The 16,435-nt window shown below is 41.3% G+C and carries 13 protein-coding genes; all 13 read right to left on the bottom strand.

The window, feature by feature from the left end:
- Positions 1-104: 104 nt before the first annotated feature.
- Positions 105-3,149 carry an efflux RND transporter permease subunit gene (locus tag BA70_RS02035; RefSeq protein ID WP_034317554.1) on the bottom strand — a complete coding sequence of 1,015 codons (3,045 nt, stop codon included), beginning with the start codon at positions 3,147-3,149 and terminating at the stop codon, positions 105-107.
- Positions 3,150-3,351: 202 nt separating this feature from the next.
- A complete protein-coding gene (gene spoVS / locus BA70_RS02040; protein WP_003211281.1) occupies positions 3,352-3,612 on the bottom strand; it encodes a stage V sporulation protein SpoVS in 261 nt (86 codons plus the stop codon).
- A 202-nt stretch (positions 3,613-3,814) separates the two neighbouring features.
- On the bottom strand, positions 3,815-4,609 hold the full coding sequence (locus BA70_RS02045; RefSeq protein WP_034317556.1) for a TIGR00282 family metallophosphoesterase: 795 nt from the start codon (positions 4,607-4,609) through the stop codon (positions 3,815-3,817).
- A gap of 89 nt (positions 4,610-4,698) precedes the next feature.
- Positions 4,699-6,261: a ribonuclease Y gene (gene rny, locus BA70_RS02050; RefSeq protein WP_003211958.1), complete on the bottom strand. Its 1,563-nt coding sequence runs from the start codon at positions 6,259-6,261 to the stop codon at positions 4,699-4,701.
- A gap of 492 nt (positions 6,262-6,753) precedes the next feature.
- Positions 6,754-7,797, bottom strand: coding sequence for a recombinase RecA (recA, locus tag BA70_RS02055; protein ID WP_034317559.1), 1,044 nt, complete (start codon positions 7,795-7,797; stop codon positions 6,754-6,756).
- Positions 7,798-7,974: 177 nt separating this feature from the next.
- Positions 7,975-9,252: a competence/damage-inducible protein A gene (locus BA70_RS02060; protein ID WP_420834669.1), complete on the bottom strand. Its 1,278-nt coding sequence runs from the start codon at positions 9,250-9,252 to the stop codon at positions 7,975-7,977.
- Entirely contained in the window at positions 9,242-9,823 is a 582-nt protein-coding gene (pgsA, locus tag BA70_RS02065; RefSeq protein WP_034317561.1) for a CDP-diacylglycerol--glycerol-3-phosphate 3-phosphatidyltransferase, read from the bottom strand. Before pgsA ends, BA70_RS02060 begins: the two co-directional genes overlap by 11 nt.
- A gap of 74 nt (positions 9,824-9,897) precedes the next feature.
- Positions 9,898-10,812 carry a helix-turn-helix domain-containing protein gene (locus BA70_RS02070; RefSeq protein ID WP_034317564.1) on the bottom strand — a complete coding sequence of 305 codons (915 nt, stop codon included), beginning with the start codon at positions 10,810-10,812 and terminating at the stop codon, positions 9,898-9,900.
- A gap of 23 nt (positions 10,813-10,835) precedes the next feature.
- Entirely contained in the window at positions 10,836-11,627 is a 792-nt protein-coding gene (locus BA70_RS02075; RefSeq protein WP_034317567.1) for a DUF3388 domain-containing protein, read from the bottom strand.
- A gap of 131 nt (positions 11,628-11,758) precedes the next feature.
- Positions 11,759-12,016 (bottom strand): DUF3243 domain-containing protein, encoded by a 258-nt coding sequence (locus BA70_RS02080; RefSeq protein WP_034317570.1) that lies wholly within the window; start codon positions 12,014-12,016, stop codon positions 11,759-11,761.
- 73 nt (positions 12,017-12,089) lie between these two features.
- Positions 12,090-12,818, bottom strand: coding sequence for an elongation factor P 5-aminopentanone reductase (ymfI, locus tag BA70_RS02085; protein ID WP_034317572.1), 729 nt, complete (start codon positions 12,816-12,818; stop codon positions 12,090-12,092).
- A 29-nt stretch (positions 12,819-12,847) separates the two neighbouring features.
- Positions 12,848-15,967, bottom strand: a complete 3,120-nt coding sequence (locus BA70_RS02090) for an MMPL family transporter (protein WP_034317575.1) — start codon at positions 15,965-15,967, stop codon at positions 12,848-12,850.
- On the bottom strand, positions 15,945-16,421 hold the full coding sequence (locus tag BA70_RS02095; RefSeq protein WP_034317578.1) for a MarR family winged helix-turn-helix transcriptional regulator: 477 nt from the start codon (positions 16,419-16,421) through the stop codon (positions 15,945-15,947). Before BA70_RS02095 ends, BA70_RS02090 begins: the two co-directional genes overlap by 23 nt.
- Positions 16,422-16,435 lie beyond the last annotated feature (14 nt).

Consider the following 16,435-nt stretch of genomic DNA (forward strand, 5'->3'; position numbering starts at 1 on the left):
ACTGTCCACTAGATAGAGACAAATGAACACTCCACATATTTTTTAGGATATTTTTTTAATAGAAAAAAGCAAATCTCCGAATAGAAGGAGATTTGCTTTAGCTGTCAGCGTTTTTTTGAAACGGCAACATATAGGGCCGGCACAATTAATAGTGTCAGAATTGTTGAGAAAAAGACACCTGACACAATGCAGATTGCAAGCGGCTTAAAGAGTGGATCATTACTTAACGCAACAGGCATAAGGGCAACTAGTGCTGTAAATGCCGTTAATAAAATGGGTCTAATCCTTGCTCTTCCCGCTTCAATCACTGCTGTCCGTTGATCAAAGCCTAGTTTTCGCCGCTGTTCAATAAATTCGAACAAGACAACCGCATTTCGAACCACGATGCCAGCTAATGATACAATCCCCATTGTCGCCATAAAGCTGAACGGCGTTTGCGTGACAAACAGCCCGATAATAGCTCCTGATATCGCTAAGTAAACGGTTCCTAGCACTAAAAGCGGAAGCATCAATGAATTGAACTGGAAGGCGATCGTCACATAAATGAGCAGCAAGACAACCCCAAATAAAAGACTAATTTCAATAAAGAATTGGGTCTGATCTTCATTTTCTCCACCTTGAGAAATGGTCAAATCCTTCGCTGTATCACTTTTTTCGACTTGATTGACGACTTCTTTCATATCGTCTTTAAATGTATCTGACGTTCCAGGGTACGCCTTTAACGTGATGGTTGGAATACCATTTTCATGTGGAATGCTCTCGTATTGCTCTGTTTCTTTTTCTTTCACATATCGGCTAAGTGGCTCCAGCGAAGGCATACCACCCTCATTTGTATTCACAGGCACTTTGATTTCCTTTAGCTTCAGGCCATTTTGATGTGCATCCATATCCTGTTTGACCACTAAATCAATGTCATTTGTTCCTTGTTTAAAGGTACCTAATGGAATTCCTTCTGTCACAAGACCAAGCTGTCTGCTGACAAACTGAGCGCTGAGTCCGTCCTCTGCCATACGGTCACGGTTTAATTCAAATGAGATGGTTTTTACTGGCTGATTGACATCGTCCGTGATCAAGCTTGCCCCATTTTCTTTCATTTCTTTTGTAAGCGTTCTTTTGACATCAATTAGTTTTGAAAAAGAGTCACCCGCAATGGTTACAGTCACAGGCGCTCCGGTTGGCGGCCCTTGAACAATGGTTTTCATAAAGATATCAGCATCTTTAAATTTCTCTCGCAAAGGCTCTGTCATACGGTCAATCAATGCCTTACTTGTCATCTGATCATTGTCTACTCTCACGACAATCTGACCCGTATGGTCACTTGCATTTGAGATGCTTTCATTAAACAAGTTCGGCAAACCACCGCCTGCAAAAATGGCCGTCTCTTCAATGCCTTTTTGCTGTTTGATCTCTTGTTCTATTTTCTCTAGTGTTTCATTTGTTTTGTCTAATGTCGTTTCACTTGGAAGTGTGACAGTGACAACAACCTCTTTCTTATTCGCCGCAGGGAAAAATTCAAATGGTGTGACGAAGATAAGTAAAAAGGCAAGTGTTGCAACAAGCAAACCACTTAATCCAATGAGAAGTGGACGCCTCACGATTTTTGTCAGCACGCGGTCTGCATAAAAATCTGCTAATTTCTTTAATGGAGTGCCTAAGAATCCCGGCTCCTTTTGAATCTTCTTGTTCTTTCTTTTCCGGTTCGCTGTATATTGATAGACTGGGACAAGTGTCAAAGAAATGACCATAGACGCAAGCACAGTTGTCACTAGAACAGACGGTAATGCTCGAATAAATGAACCGTTCGCACCAGATAGGAAAACAAGTGGCAAGAAGGCAAACACAACCGCAAGTGTTGATGTCAAAATGGACCCTGCGACCTCTTTCACCCCTGCAATGGTTCCTTTGAGCGGACTTTCGTATTTTTTCATCTGCCTCAAAATATTATCGTTAACGACAATGGCATCATCCACAAGTACCCCTAAGGCAATGATAAAGCCAATAATTGAAATTTGATTAAGGTCCACTTGTAAAAATGGCAGCGGAATGGTTCCAATCGTGATCGATAACGGGATCGCTAGTGAAACGATAAAGGCACCGCCAATGGTGAGACCAAGTGTGGTGACGATAATGACAGCAATGACTGCAACGATGGCTTCTTTGATTAAATCGTTAAAAATGGCATCTACTTCACTTTTTTGCGAGTAGTAGTCTACCCATTCCACACCATTTGGCAGCTGTTTCTCTTTTTCAACGACATCACTGACTTTGTCATACATTTTAGGAATATCAAGCCCTGGTTTTATATTGACTGTAAACGAATAGGCGGGCTTTCCATTATATGAAACAATATCACTTTTCTCTTTTTCTACTTCTTTTAAGCTGCCAAGCTGACTAATTGTGACTGGCTCTCGATTCGTTTTTGAGAAAAGCTCAATCTTTTTGACTTGATCTAAGCGGTCATAGGCATCAATGGACAGCTTGACCTTTTCTCCGTCTGCCTGAATGTCACCTAGTGGAGAAGTGTCAAATTCCTGCTTGATGGCATTTGTGACATCGGTCACATTTAATCCCTCATCCTCAAGCTTACTTGAATCTAAGTTCAATACCGCTTGTTTGTCATTGAAGCCTTTGATGACGACACCGTCAACACCTTTGATGTCCTCTACTTTTTCCTTCAACGCACGCAGCGATTCCTGACTTTTTGTTAAGTCAGATGACTTACTCGACACAATCATGTATGAACCAACCGGCACGTTGCCAAACTCATCCTTTACATCTGGCTCCATCACACCGTCAGGAAAGGAAGATGCTGCACTCGTGGTTTCATTTTTAATTTGACCTGCCACCTTTTGAAAATCGGCTTGATCATCAATTTCAAGCACAATATTTGAAAAACCGACGGCAGAAACAGAGCTTGTTTTCTCTACACCATTGATATCAGAAATGGCTGATTCCAGCTTATTGGTTACATCACTTTCTACCTGTTTTGCATCAGCACCAGGAAAAACAGTGGAGATAGTCACGATATTCGCTTGGAGTTCTGGCAGTTCTCGTTTAGGAAGCTGCGTAAAGAGATAGCCTCCGGCAATAAGAACGATAAAAAATAAAATAAAAACAAGCTTTCCTCTTTTCAAAAAAGCTTCAATCATTATTTCACCTACTTAAATATTTATTTTTGATGAAGTATTTTCAACTTAATCTTAATTTATCATCATGGTGAAAAAATGCAAGCTCTAATATGTAGTTTTTATCTATTTCACGAACTGAATATGTTATATAAGAAATGTATAGTGGTAAACAAAAACAACCTGCTTACATGATGTAAGCAGGTTGAAAATAATAAAATTAGAATTATCGTGGCTCAACAATCAGTTTGATTGCTGTTCTTTCTTCTCCATCGATAAGAATGTCAGTAAAGGCTGGAATGCATATCAAATCCACTCCGCTAGGCGCCACAAATCCCCTTGCAATGGCGACAGCCTTGACCGCCTGATTCAGCGCTCCAGCACCGATTGCTTGTATTTCTGCTGCACCGCGTTCACGTAAAACGCCAGCTAATGCTCCTGCTACTGAATTCGGATTTGACTTTGCTGAAACTTTTAAAATTTCCATTTCTGCTCCCCCTTAAATTTACAATGGATAAGTGAGTGTTCATTAGAACAATCTTTGTTAGATGATGCTATTTTTTTGAAAATCCATCCCCAAAATGTTTTTCAAAAATAGCAGGCTACCTACCATTTTTACTATATTCACGATAGAGGGCGCATATTCCTTCTTTCTGATTAATATTTTTCTGAAATAAATATGTGAACAATTATTCAAAGAAAATATGGTCATCATTTATCAAAATTCGATCAATTTTGACAGCTTTTTTCGACTGTTCGTCAATTTCTACGATCACAGCACTTAATGTAGTGCGTCCTTCTGCAATGTCAAAACGGACAGGAAGGCTCGTTTTGAATCGTTTAATGATGGTTTCCCGGTCTACCCCTAAAATTCCATCATATGGACCTGTCATTCCAACATCTGAAATATACGCAGTTCCTTTTGGCAATACGCGGTTATCTGCTGTTTGAACATGTGTATGTGTACCAACAACACATGATGCACGACCATCTGTATACCAGCCCATTGCTAGCTTTTCACTTGTGGCTTCACCATGAAAATCAATAAAAATAAATGGTGTACGTTTGGATGCTTCTGCAATTAATTCATCGACTTTTTGAAATGGACAGTCAATTGGGGGTAAAAAAGTACGTCCTTGTAAGTTGATGACAGCCAATTCTTTTCCTTGCTTTTTAATGAAGGTGAGGCCTTTCCCAGGCGTACCTTGCGGGAAGTTGGCTGGACGAACAATATTGGCTGCATCATCGATGAAATCGAAAATGTCTCTTTTATCCCATGTATGGTTCCCCATCGTGAGCACGTCAGCTCCTGTTTGCAGCAGCTCGTGATAGATTTTCTCAGTGAGGCCTTTCCCATGAGCCGCATTTTCTCCATTGACAATTGTAAAGTGCGGCTGATATTTTTTCTTAAGCTTTGGCAAGTATTCTTTCAGTGTATCTCTGCCAGGTGAACCGACGATATCTCCAACAAATAATATTTTCATGCGTTTTGAACCCTTTCTCTTATAAATTGATCTTCCTATCAGTGTTGCATATTTACACAAAAAAATAAAGCGGCGCTAAGCGCACCGCTCTATTTTGCATACTCTACTGCGCGAGTTTCTCGAATGACCGTCACTTTAATGTGACCAGGGTAATCGAGCTCGTCCTCAATTCGCTTACGAATATCCCTTGCTAGACGGTGAGCTTCAAGATCATTAATTGAATCTGGCTTCACCATAATACGTACTTCACGTCCAGCCTGTATCGCAAACGATTTTTCAACACCTTCATAAGATTCAGAGATATCTTCTAATTTCTCAAGTCTCCGAATGTAATTTTCAAGCGTCTCACTTCTTGCACCAGGGCGTGCTGCAGATAATGCATCAGCTGCCGCAACAAGAACAGCGATAATAGATGTCGGTTCTTGGTCACCGTGGTGAGAGGCAATACTGTTGATGACAACAGGATGCTCTTTATATTTCGTCGCAAGCTCAACGCCAATTTCTACGTGGCTTCCTTCTACTTCATGATCAATGGCTTTTCCAATGTCATGCAGAAGACCTGCTCGTTTTGCAAGCTTTGCATCTTCTCCAAGCTCTGAAGCCATGAGACCTGCAAGATGTGCAACCTCAATCGAATGCTTCAGGACATTTTGTCCATAACTTGTACGGAATTTTAAGCGACCGAGAATTTTGATGAGATCCGGATGCAGACCGTGAACACCGACTTCAAATGTCGTTTGCTCACCCATCTCGCGGATATAATCATCGACTTCACGGCGTGATTTTTCCACCATTTCTTCAATTCGTGCAGGATGAATTCGGCCATCCTGGACTAGCTTGTCCAGAGCTATCCTCGCTGTTTCACGTCTAATCGGATCAAAGCCCGATAATATGACAGCTTCAGGTGTATCATCTATGATCAGGTCAATACCTGTTAGCGTTTCTAACGTACGGATATTTCGTCCTTCACGTCCGATAATACGACCTTTCATCTCATCATTTGGAAGATTGACTACAGATACCGTTGTTTCAGCTACATGATCAGCTGCACAGCGCTGTAACGCAAGTGAAAGAATGTTTTTCGCCTTTTTATCAGCCTCTTCTTTCGCCCGGTTTTCTGATTCTTTCGTCATGACTGCAATGTCGTGGGAAAGCTCATTTTCAACTTGATCCAGAATGATTTGTTTCGCTTCATCTCGAGTTAGACTAGAAATGCGTTCCAACTCGGCTTTCTGCAAACGAATCATATCATCCACTTTGCTTTCCATCTCTTCAATATGTTGTTGTCGTTCATTCAGAGAATGATCTCTCTTCTCCAACAGGGACTCCCGTTTATCTAAAGATTCATCTTTGCGATCAAGATTTTCCTCTTTTTGAAGTAAACGGTTTTCTTGTCTTTGAAGCTCATTACGTCTTTCACGAACTTCTTGCTCCGCCTCTACACGAAACGAATGAATTTCATCTTTCGCTTCCAAGAGTGCTTCTTTCTTCAATGCTTCCGCATCACGCTTTGCATCCTCAACAATTTGTTCGGCCATGTTTCTTGCGCCGGATATTTTTGCTTCTGCAATGGTTTTACGAACAAAGTAGCCAACAACTAAACAGATTAGGCTCAGCAAAATGGAGATGATCGTAAACATCGTAGGCGACATATTTTCACCTCCTCTTGCTATGAACTTGGTTTTACAAATAAAGTGTCGGCATGTACATTGTTTTGTGCCTCAACATACAGGGCCTTCACAGGGAATGAGATCCTCACTGCCCTTGTCAAGTTTAAATTAGTTATCAATCATGTTAAGAAAAACAAGTGATACATTCCCATTGTAATTGTGTCGGAAATACTTGTCAAGCTAGTCAGACTGAGGCGTAAGTCGTTATTTCAAGCGAAGACAGAACTTTTGACCCGCTACTTGTCATGTAATTGTAAAAAAAAGACGCTTTTCAGCGTCTCAGCGTGTAGACAACCCTCGCATTCGGTGTCAGTCCTGCGCGCCGGTGCTCACGAATGTCAAATTCGCTCCGCTCCAGTGCTCGTCCTTCCTAGACTTCAAAGGTTTTCAATCACGCTGAAAAGAAGACAAAGGGCTAAAATAAAGATCATTTTAGCCCTTTGTCAACAATCTAAGACGCTTTTCAGCGTCTTTTTAGTCTTTAAATTCCAATTCTTCTTGTCCTTCTTCTTCGGTTGCTTTCACTCCGTTTGTATCCAAACCGTAGTGTTCTCTGATTTGTTCTTGAATCATGAGAAGGATATCCTTGTTTTCTTTAAGGAATTGTTTCGCGTTTTCGCGGCCTTGTCCAAGACGTTCCTCCTGGTAAGAATACCAAGCTCCGCTCTTTTGTACGATATCTAGTTCACTTCCAAGGTCGATGATTTCTCCCTCTTTTGAGATCCCTTCACCGTACATGATGTCTACTTCCGCAATACGGAATGGCGGTGCAACCTTGTTTTTCACCACTTTAATTCTTGTTTTATTCCCCATAATGTCATTGCCTTGTTTCAGCTGTTCAGCACGGCGCACTTCTAAACGAACAGACGAATAGAACTTCAGTGCACGTCCACCAGGCGTTGTTTCAGGGTTACCGAACATGACCCCTACTTTTTCACGAATTTGGTTAATAAAGATGGCAATTGTTTTCGATTTGTTGATAGCACCTGATAGTTTACGAAGTGCTTGAGACATCAAACGTGCTTGAAGACCAACGTGTGAATCACCCATGTCTCCTTCAATCTCTGCTTTTGGTACAAGAGCAGCTACTGAGTCAATGACAACAATATCAACTGCACCACTGCGGACAAGAGCTTCTGCAATTTCAAGTGCTTGTTCTCCTGTATCCGGTTGAGAAAGTAACAACTCATCGATATTGACACCTAGTTTTTGAGCGTAAACTGGATCTAGCGCATGCTCTGCATCGATAAATGCAGCTTGTCCTCCCTGCTGCTGAACCTCAGCAATTGCATGAAGTGCCACTGTCGTTTTACCAGAACTCTCTGGACCATACACTTCAATAATACGGCCGCGAGGATATCCACCTATTCCAAGCGCAGTATCAAGTGCTAACGAACCACTAGGTACTGTTGAAATACGTGTATCTGTGCGCTCTCCTAGTTTCATAATAGAGCCTTTACCAAACTGTTTTTCTATTTGTTTAAGAGCCATATCTAAGGCTGCTTGACGATCACTCATTCTATTGTTTCCTCCTTTATCAATTCCACTATCTATACTATACCTTGTTTTACGTCATTTGCCAAGAAAAAAACGAACACATATTCGATTTTTTCTTGGCAAATCTTTTAAGAAAAGAGCTGTTTCTATTAGAAAAAACACTCTTTTATAAAGGAGTAAACCTAACAAAAAACAAAATTAACTCTCTTTTAATAATTTGAGCAAATGATGCAGACCATATTTCACAGCGCGTTTCCGAATGCCTGATCGACTGCCTGTAAACATCCATTCAAACACGTCTTTCTGATCTTTAGTGGATAGCCCAATGAACACTTTTCCGACAGGCTGTCCTTCATGGCTAGCAGGTCCTGCCACACCAGTAAAGCTAATACCGATATCGCTTCCTGTCAGCTTTCTAACGCCCTCAGCCAGTTCTAAAGCGCACTCTTTGCTGACAGCGCCATGAGAAGACAACGTTTCCTCCCGGCAGCCAAGCACCTGCTGCTTCACTTGATTTGTATAACAAACCACACTTCCGTTAAAAATCGATGATGCCCCTTCGAGATCTGTCAGCCATTCGGAGAACATGCCGCCAGTCAGGCTTTCAACTGCTGCTACTGTTTTCCCGTGTTCGTGCAAGGCCTTGGATGCTTCACGGACAAGAGATGTATCTCCATATCCGTAGAAGTACTCGCCTACCCGCTCTAAAATTTGTGCTTCTGTTTCTTTTAACAGACGCTCCGTTTCTTTTTCATCCTCGTGCTTGGCTGTGAGTCTTAGTGTCACTTCACCGTCAGCTGCAAGCGGTGCAATCGTCGGATTGGTCTGAGCATCGATTAAATCTTCAAGATCTGTTTCAAGCTGTGATTCACCGATTCCGAAGAAACGCAACACGACAGACACGATTTTTTCCTTTAAGCCAAGTTTCTCAGAAATCAGCGGCTTCGCCTCGTTTTCAAACATCGGGTGCAGTTCACTTGGTGGTCCAGGAAGTAGAACATAAAACGTATCTTCTTCTTGAATAAACATACCTGGTGCCATCCCGAACCGATTCACCAGCACATCAGACCCTTCTAGAACGAGTGCCTGCTTACGGTTGTTCGGTGACATGTCACGTCCGGTCTTTCGAAAGTAGTCTTGAATCGATTCAAATGCTTCTTCATTTAGCACAAGCTCTTTTCCGAGCGTATTTGCAATGGTTTCTTTTGTTAAATCATCTTTTGTTGGTCCAAGACCGCCTGAGAAGATCATAAAATTAGATCTTTCCTGCGCCACTTGAATGGCTTGTTTTAAACGCTCTGGATTGTCACCAACTGCTGTGTGGTAATAAACATTCACACCAATTTCAGCTAGCTGTTTGCTGATGAATTGTGCATTCGTATTCGTAATTTGCCCTAGCAAAAGTTCGGAACCGACTGCAATAATTTCTGCTTTTCTCTCTGACTTCAAAGCGTACACGTCCTTTTTAGTTAGCATTCTTTAAAGCTTCCCAGTTTTTCGCAAAGTAATCCCAGCCCGAGACAACAGTGAAGAACACCGCTACCCACATCGCAAGATCACCGAACGGGAATGATACAAGTTCAAACGGCAGATTATGCAATAGAAGTGCTGAAATCGCAATGATTTGCGCCCATGTTTTCACTTTTCCAAGCATATTGGCCGCTACCACTTCACCGCCTCCGGCTAATACGAGCCTTAGACCTGTTACAGCAAATTCACGGCTAATGATGACAATCGCCATCCATGCCGGTGTGAGGTCATATTGAACAAGTATAATTAAAGCAGCTGACACAAGCAATTTATCTGCAAGCGGATCTAAAAATTTACCAAAATTCGTCACTAAATTAAACTTACGTGCGTAGTAACCATCAATCCAATCGGTTGTCGAAGCCACAATAAACAAGATCGCCCCGACAAGGTGAGTCACTTCGATACTCACATCACCAAAGCGTGCAACACCCCAGTCAAAAGGTGCTAGCATAATGATCATAAAAACAGGGATCAAAGCGATCCTAGAAAGAGTAATTTTATTCGGTAAGTTAAACATGAAATCCAATCCTCCAATAAAGCAATTTTTTTATGTATATAATAGTAGGAACAAAAGAAAAGTCATCTACTTGCTTAAGATGACTTTTCCTTTCCTTTATTCACAATCACAATGTTTTGTGTCATGGTGTCTTTAGGGTCTAATTCGTATTTAAGTTTCTCGTCATTGACCTTGATGTCAATTCCAGTCGCATTCCCGAGGCGGATATCGATCTGAGAAAGGTCTGACAGGTCTGTTTTAAACGATTCGCCATCTTTCAGTTCACCCATCTTCAGCACTTTTCCAGATTCGTCTCTCACGCGCAGCCATGAAGCTTGTGTTGCAGAAATGGTTAACTCCATATCATCTGCACCCGACACTTCATATGTTGTCGTGGACCCTTCTGTATTCGTCGCCTTCAAAGAAACAGCTTCATCGTCTTTTGATGAATCATCCTTTGATGAATCGTCTTTTTTAGATGTATTTTCTTTATTATCTGACGAAGCCTTTTCTTTTTTCTTTTGATCCTTTGCGAGTGATGAATCCTCAGACACTTCGTATTTTGATTCTGATTTCTGAGGAGTTGTCTGATTATTCTTCTGACCGCTATCATGATTGACCGCTTGCACGATCACATAAATGATGGCGATCACCACAAGTATGCCTCCAATGATTAAAATCGTTGGCAATAGCTCCAGCACCTTAGAGGCAGGCTTTGGCAGCTCTCTTTGCGGTTTAATATTTGATAATTTATCAGAGACTTCATCGTTATACGTGCTTGGTACATCTTTACGAAATTCTTCGAACAATTGTTCAGGATTTAGTCCAACGGCTTCGGCATATTGTTTAATAAAAGCTCTGACGTAAAATTTACCTGGAATAATATCATAGTTTCCTTGTTCGATTGCTAGCAAATAGCGCTTTTGGATTTTGGTCGCCGCCTGAAGATCCTCCAGCGACATCCCTTTTTCCTCTCTGGCCTCAATGAGCCGTTTTCCCAATTCAGTCAAAACAAACACCTACCATTACCATATTAAAAATCGAAGCCAGAAAAACCAGAATGATCAAATACTTGTGGTTCTTCAGCGTGCTCGTATGTAATTTCTTCGTCTGCACTATTGCGCAGTTCAATGATATAGTCGAAATCGTCCATTGTATATTCTGAATTTTGAATAAAGATGTCTGGATGCTCGACCACTTTTGTTGCAGGCAGTCTCATAATTTCTCTTAAAAGCTGCAAGTGTTTCTCAGAACCTCTTCTTGTTGACACAATTCCATCAATGATAAAGACATTATCTGGGCTGTATTCATCAGCAATCAGCTGACTGCGGATGGTCTGTTTCAAAAGAGTAGACGATACAAACAGCCATCTCTTGCTTGCACATACACTTGAAGCAACAATTGATTCTGTTTTTCCAACACGCGGCATTCCGCGAATCCCAATCAATTTATGTCCTTCTTTTTTAAACAATTCAGCCATAAAATCAACAAGAAGACCGAGCTCGTCCCTTTCGAAACGGAACGTCTTTTTATCATCAGCATCCCGCTGGATGTATCGTCCATGACGAACAGCTAAGCGGTCACGAAGTTTTGGCTGTCTTAATTTTGTTACTTTTATCGTTTCCATTGTATTTAAAATTGATTCAAGGCGCTTCACTTGATCTGTGTGGTCACAGCGCAAAAGCATTCCGCGTCTTGATACATCAACACCATTAATTGTCACAATATTAATTGAAAGCATCCCCATTAGAGAAGAAATGTCTCCTAACAGTCCGGGACGGTTTACCTGTATCTCATATTCAAAATACCATTCGAGCTTTGCCAAATGATATTACCCCCTTCATTGTGGCAAATTTTTACCTTCCTTTATCATAAAGCATTTTCACATTTTTAGAAAGCACAATGTTGCTAAACGGTTAAAATAAAAAGAGAGGCACAAACGACCCCTCTTTTTCTTTAGTGCGAGCTATTATTTTCAACTAGCTTGACCATCATATTTGCAATGGCACGCTGCTCATCTTCTGATGCAACGCTCCAAAGGTCAGCAAGCACTCTTTCCTGCTCGTTCTTTGCATCCACTTCGTTCGCTAGATATCCGCCAATTTCATACGCAAGGTTGTTGATTGTATCATCTGATAAACCTTTATCCTGCGCATGATTTAAACGGTCACCTAAAAAGTTTTTCCAATGGTCCCAGCTCTCAAGTACAGACATGTCGATTCCTCCATTCGAAAAGATGAATTACAGCCATAGCTTTTGTCATGGAGAGACGAATTATACACGTTTTTTAACAGTACCATCCGCCATTCACAGATAAAATTTGACCCGTGATATAACTTGACTGGTTTGAGGCGAGAAACCAAATGACATCTGCAATCTCCTCAGGCGCTGCAAGCCGGCCGAGCGGAATCTCTTCTTCCAGCATCGCAACGTCTTCTTGCGTGAAGCTTTGCATCATGTCCGTCTGAACAGCACCAGGAGAGACGGCATTTGCTCTAATTCCGCTTGGTGCAAGCTCTTTTGCAAGTCCTTTAATAAATGCATTTTGCGCTCCCTTGACCATGCTGTACAGCACTTCACACGATGCGCCCGTTTCTCCCCATATGGAGCTAACCGCAATGATATGACCTGCTTTTTTCTGAATCATTGCAGGCAAAAGGGATTGGGTGAGCTCATATGGACTTGTGACATGAAGCTGCACCATACTGGCTAGAACTTCTTTTTCTGTATCTGTCACTAAACCGACATGGCTCTTTCCACTATTTAAAACAAGGATATCTGGACATAATGGCAGACGACTGACAAGCTCATCCACTCCGCCCTTTTTAGCTAAATCTGCTTGAACGACGTGCGTCTCTATTTCATATGTCTCTTCCAGATGAGCGGAGAGACGCATGGCTGCCTGTTCATTTTGGTGATAATGGAGCATCAAGTGGCAGCCTTCTTGGGCAAGCTTTTTGGCTGCCGCCTGCCCAATCCCGCCACTGGCACCAGTAATAAGCGCCCAACGACTCATACTTTGTTCCTACTTTCTTTATGAAATGCCTATTCTTTTCGTTTAAATGGGAACCAGTTTGCTGATCCGAACAATTTGACCATAACAGGTACGAATAATGGTAGCACAACGAGTGCATACAGTAAAAGTCCTGTGAGGACAAGTGTTGCAATCTGTAAAAGAGACAGCACACCTGAAGGCAGCATCGCTGCAAATGTTCCTGCCAAAATAACGGCAGCAGACATGATGACAGATCCCATATTCTTCATTGATTCGGTCATTGCAAACTGAATGTCTTTTGTTTTGTATTCATTGAACCGCTCCATTAAGAAAATCGAATAATCTACTCCCAGCGCCATTAATATGACAAAGCCAAAGAATGGAACAGCCCAGTTGATGCCCGGATATCCGAAGAAATGGGTGAAAATAAATTCTGTTACACCTATTGCTGTAAAGTAAGTCAAAATGAGTGAACCAACCAAGTAAAGCGGCATGACAAGCGACCGGAACAGAATCACCAATATGAGGAAAATACCGATCATCATGTAAAGAACCGTCTTATTGAAATCTTGGTCTGACAGCTGTTTTAAATCAGCGTTCATACTTGATACGCCCGAAACGCCAAATGATACATCTTTTAGGTTTGTTTCAGGAAGTGCCCGCTCGACAGAAGCTTCCACTTGCTTAATCGTCGACAAAGCTTCATTGCCATATGGATTTTTTTCTAAAATGACATCAATCTTTGTCATTTTGCGGTCATCCGACATGTATGAATCAAATACTTGCTTGAATGCTTTATTTTTTAGGACGTCTTTTGGAATAAACCAGCCAGCCATGTCTTGATCTGGTGCATTTTTCAGTTCGTCTAAGTAGTCTCCTGCACCCATTAAGCCACTTGAAATTTTCTCAAGTCCATCTACACTCTTGTTCAGACCATCTGTCAGCTTGGTGAGGTCATCACCAAAGCCACCAATCTTTTCTTTCATTTGCTTTTGACCGTTAATGATGTCGCCTGCTCCATTTGCAAGCTTTGGCATACCATCAGCTAACTGTCCTTGCCCTTTTGACGTTTGAGCCAATCCATTTTCAATTTCTTCTAAGCCTGCAATGAGCTGATCAATTTTATTTGTAAACACTTTTTGCTGCTCTGAAGCTTTTGCGATAAAAGCGTCAGCTGCTTCAAGCTGTTTTTTTGCTTCTTTTGCTTGTTTTGCGTAGCTGTCTGCCTGTTTGGCACTTTCTTGTAAGGTAGTAGAAAGTTCATTGTAAGAAGCTTTGATGGCTTGATACGATTGATTTTCTTTCACCTGTGGAATTTGCTCTTCAAGTGTACTGAATTGCTGATTCGCTTGAGTGATCAAAGCTTTAACATCCGCTGCAGCAGATGATGTCGTATCGACTTGTGCTAAAGCTGCCTTTAATTCTTTGGAAATGCTTTTATATAGCGCAACTTGCTGATTCACTTGTGCGACTTGATCCGTTAATTCTTTTTTCGCACCCTTTATTTCCTCTTTAATGGCTGCCACACCTTGTTTGTTTTGGTCGATTCCGTCTTTCAGTTTTCTTAACGTATTCTCCACGTTTTGAATGCCTGTTTGCACGGATTCGGTACCAGAAATCAATTTGTTAATGCCTTTTCCAGATGATTTGATTTGTGGTGTTTGATCCTCAATGGATTTACTCATTGTCGTAAGCCCATCTTGAATTTTTTTCAAGCCTTCATTACTTTTATCAAGTCCATTATTCAGCTCTTTGGCTTGTGACTTCACGTACAGATCACTCAGCCCTTTACCGACAGGACGTGTTGCACTTCTAACTTTACTCACACCATCTGTTTGTTCAATCGCGCGACTTAGTTTTTCTACGGCAATAAGCCCTTCGTTATTGTCAAGGAGATCAGATGATTTCACCACAACCGTTGCCGGGAGTGCTTCCCCTGGTCCAAATTTGTCAGAAATCGTATTGAACGCATTGACGGATTCATATTTATTACCGATTTCATCTAAGCTGTTATAAGAAAGGGTTCCTTTATACATAAAAATTGACGGGAGCGTAATAATCGCTACGATTAATAAACTGAAAAGTGGTTTCTTAAAAGAGAAACGACCTGCCGTTTCCCACATTTTTGACTGCGGGTGGGCAATATCGCCTTTAATCGGCCAAAATAACACTTTTCCTAAAACTGCCATAAAGAATGGGACTACGGTGAGCAGTGCCACGATGAGCACAGCGACTCCAACTGCGACGGCAACCGCTGATTTATAAAGCTGGAATTGCGCTAGACCAATACATGTAAAGCCGATAAGGACAGCGATTCCGCTGAATAAGACCGTCTTTCCTGCTGTTTTATACGTAATAAGAATGGCTTCAATTTTGTCTTTTCCGTGCGCAAGCTCTTCTTTAAAGCGGCTGAGAAGTAGAATACAGTAATCTGTTCCAATTCCAAACATGATCGCGACCATAAAGATCTGGGTAAAGGTCGAGAGCGGAAAGTCGAGATATTTGACTAAGTAAGCTACGATGGATTGACTGACCAAGTAAGAAAGGGCCACTGAGACTAAAGGCACGAACGGTGCCACCGCTGATCTAAAGACAAGCACAAGGACAACTAGGATAAACCCAATTGTAATGAACTCCGTTTTCTTCAGGCCTTCTTGCGAGCTTGTGATCACATCATCATCGATTAACGGCTGCCCTGTCATTTCAAATTTCAGGTTCAGGCTCTTAAGCTTTTCATTGACTCTTTCTTTAAAATCGGATGCTTTGATTTTGTTCGAGTCGTATGTAACTGGAACAAGGAGTGTCGTTTGATCTTTAGAGAGCATTTGTTTTTTGATATCTTTGTTCGCTTCAAAATAAGAAGTGATGTCTTCTACGTGAAGATCTTTATCCTTTTCTAAAATCTCCATTGCCTTTTTTAAAGATGTTTCTCTTTCTTTGACAATGTTCTTTTCTTGAAAGACAATGACGATTGATTTTTCTGTATCTCCGTTTTCAGACATTTTCTTTAATAGCTGATCGGCATATGAGGACGGATAACCATCTGGAACAGAAATTTGCCCTTTTTCTTTTGTTAATTGCGCCATATTAGGAGCGGTGATAAGTAACACTGCCGCTAATGCGACCCAAAGGATCGTGATAAGCCATCTACCCTTTATGATTGCTCTCATTAGTACTTTGTGCCTCCTCTTCGATGATAATCTGATAAATCTTTTCATAAGTTTGAATAAATGATTCCATTTCCTTTTCTTCCAGCTTTTCAAAATAAGATCGAACAAGACCTTGAAGCTGTTTTTCCATTCGGCTGACCACATCTTTGCCCTCTGGAGTTACGTACAGATGCACATTTCTTCTATCGGCTTGATCGTGCTCACGAACAATATAGTTCTTTGTGAATAGACGGTTTGTCATTGATGTCACAGCACTTTTATTCACATTACATACATTAGCTAGGTCTGTTGATGTACACCCTGGATGTAAATTGATGTATCGAAGCGAGTAATACTGATCAAGGGTAAGCTCTTTATCAAGCTTTTCTGTGATCATACTCGATACTTTTTTCTCCAACATGAGATAGACGTCTGCATACCTCTGAATGAGCTGTGCAATTTTTTTTTGTTCCATACGCTGCTCCTTTT

The organism is Bacillus zhangzhouensis, assembly GCF_000715205.1.
Lineage (GTDB): Bacteria > Bacillota > Bacilli > Bacillales > Bacillaceae > Bacillus > Bacillus zhangzhouensis.

Excerpts from the sequence above, each read along its gene's own strand:
- spoVS (WP_003211281.1), bottom strand. The coding sequence starts at position 3,612 with ATGGAAATTTTAAAAGTTTCAGCAAAGTCAAATCCGAATTCAGTAGCA.
- BA70_RS02090 (WP_034317575.1), bottom strand. The coding sequence starts at position 15,967 with ATGAGAGCAATCATAAAGGGTAGATGGCTTATCACGATCCTTTGGGTC.
- BA70_RS02080 (WP_034317570.1), bottom strand. The coding sequence starts at position 12,016 with ATGTCTGTACTTGAGAGCTGGGACCATTGGAAAAACTTTTTAGGTGAC.
- recA (WP_034317559.1), bottom strand. The coding sequence starts at position 7,797 with ATGAGTGATCGTCAAGCAGCCTTAGATATGGCTCTTAAACAAATAGAA.
- BA70_RS02045 (WP_034317556.1), bottom strand. The coding sequence starts at position 4,609 with ATGAAAATATTATTTGTTGGAGATATCGTCGGTTCACCTGGCAGAGAT.
- pgsA (WP_034317561.1), bottom strand. The coding sequence starts at position 9,823 with ATGTTTAACTTACCGAATAAAATTACTCTTTCTAGGATCGCTTTGATC.
- ymfI (WP_034317572.1), bottom strand. The coding sequence starts at position 12,818 with ATGAGTCGTTGGGCGCTTATTACTGGTGCCAGTGGCGGGATTGGGCAG.
- BA70_RS02060 (WP_420834669.1), bottom strand. The coding sequence starts at position 9,252 with ATGCTAACTAAAAAGGACGTGTACGCTTTGAAGTCAGAGAGAAAAGCA.
- BA70_RS02035 (WP_034317554.1), bottom strand. The coding sequence starts at position 3,149 with ATGATTGAAGCTTTTTTGAAAAGAGGAAAGCTTGTTTTTATTTTATTT.
- BA70_RS02095 (WP_034317578.1), bottom strand. The coding sequence starts at position 16,421 with ATGGAACAAAAAAAAATTGCACAGCTCATTCAGAGGTATGCAGACGTC.
- rny (WP_003211958.1), bottom strand. The coding sequence starts at position 6,261 with ATGTCGCCTACGATGTTTACGATCATCTCCATTTTGCTGAGCCTAATC.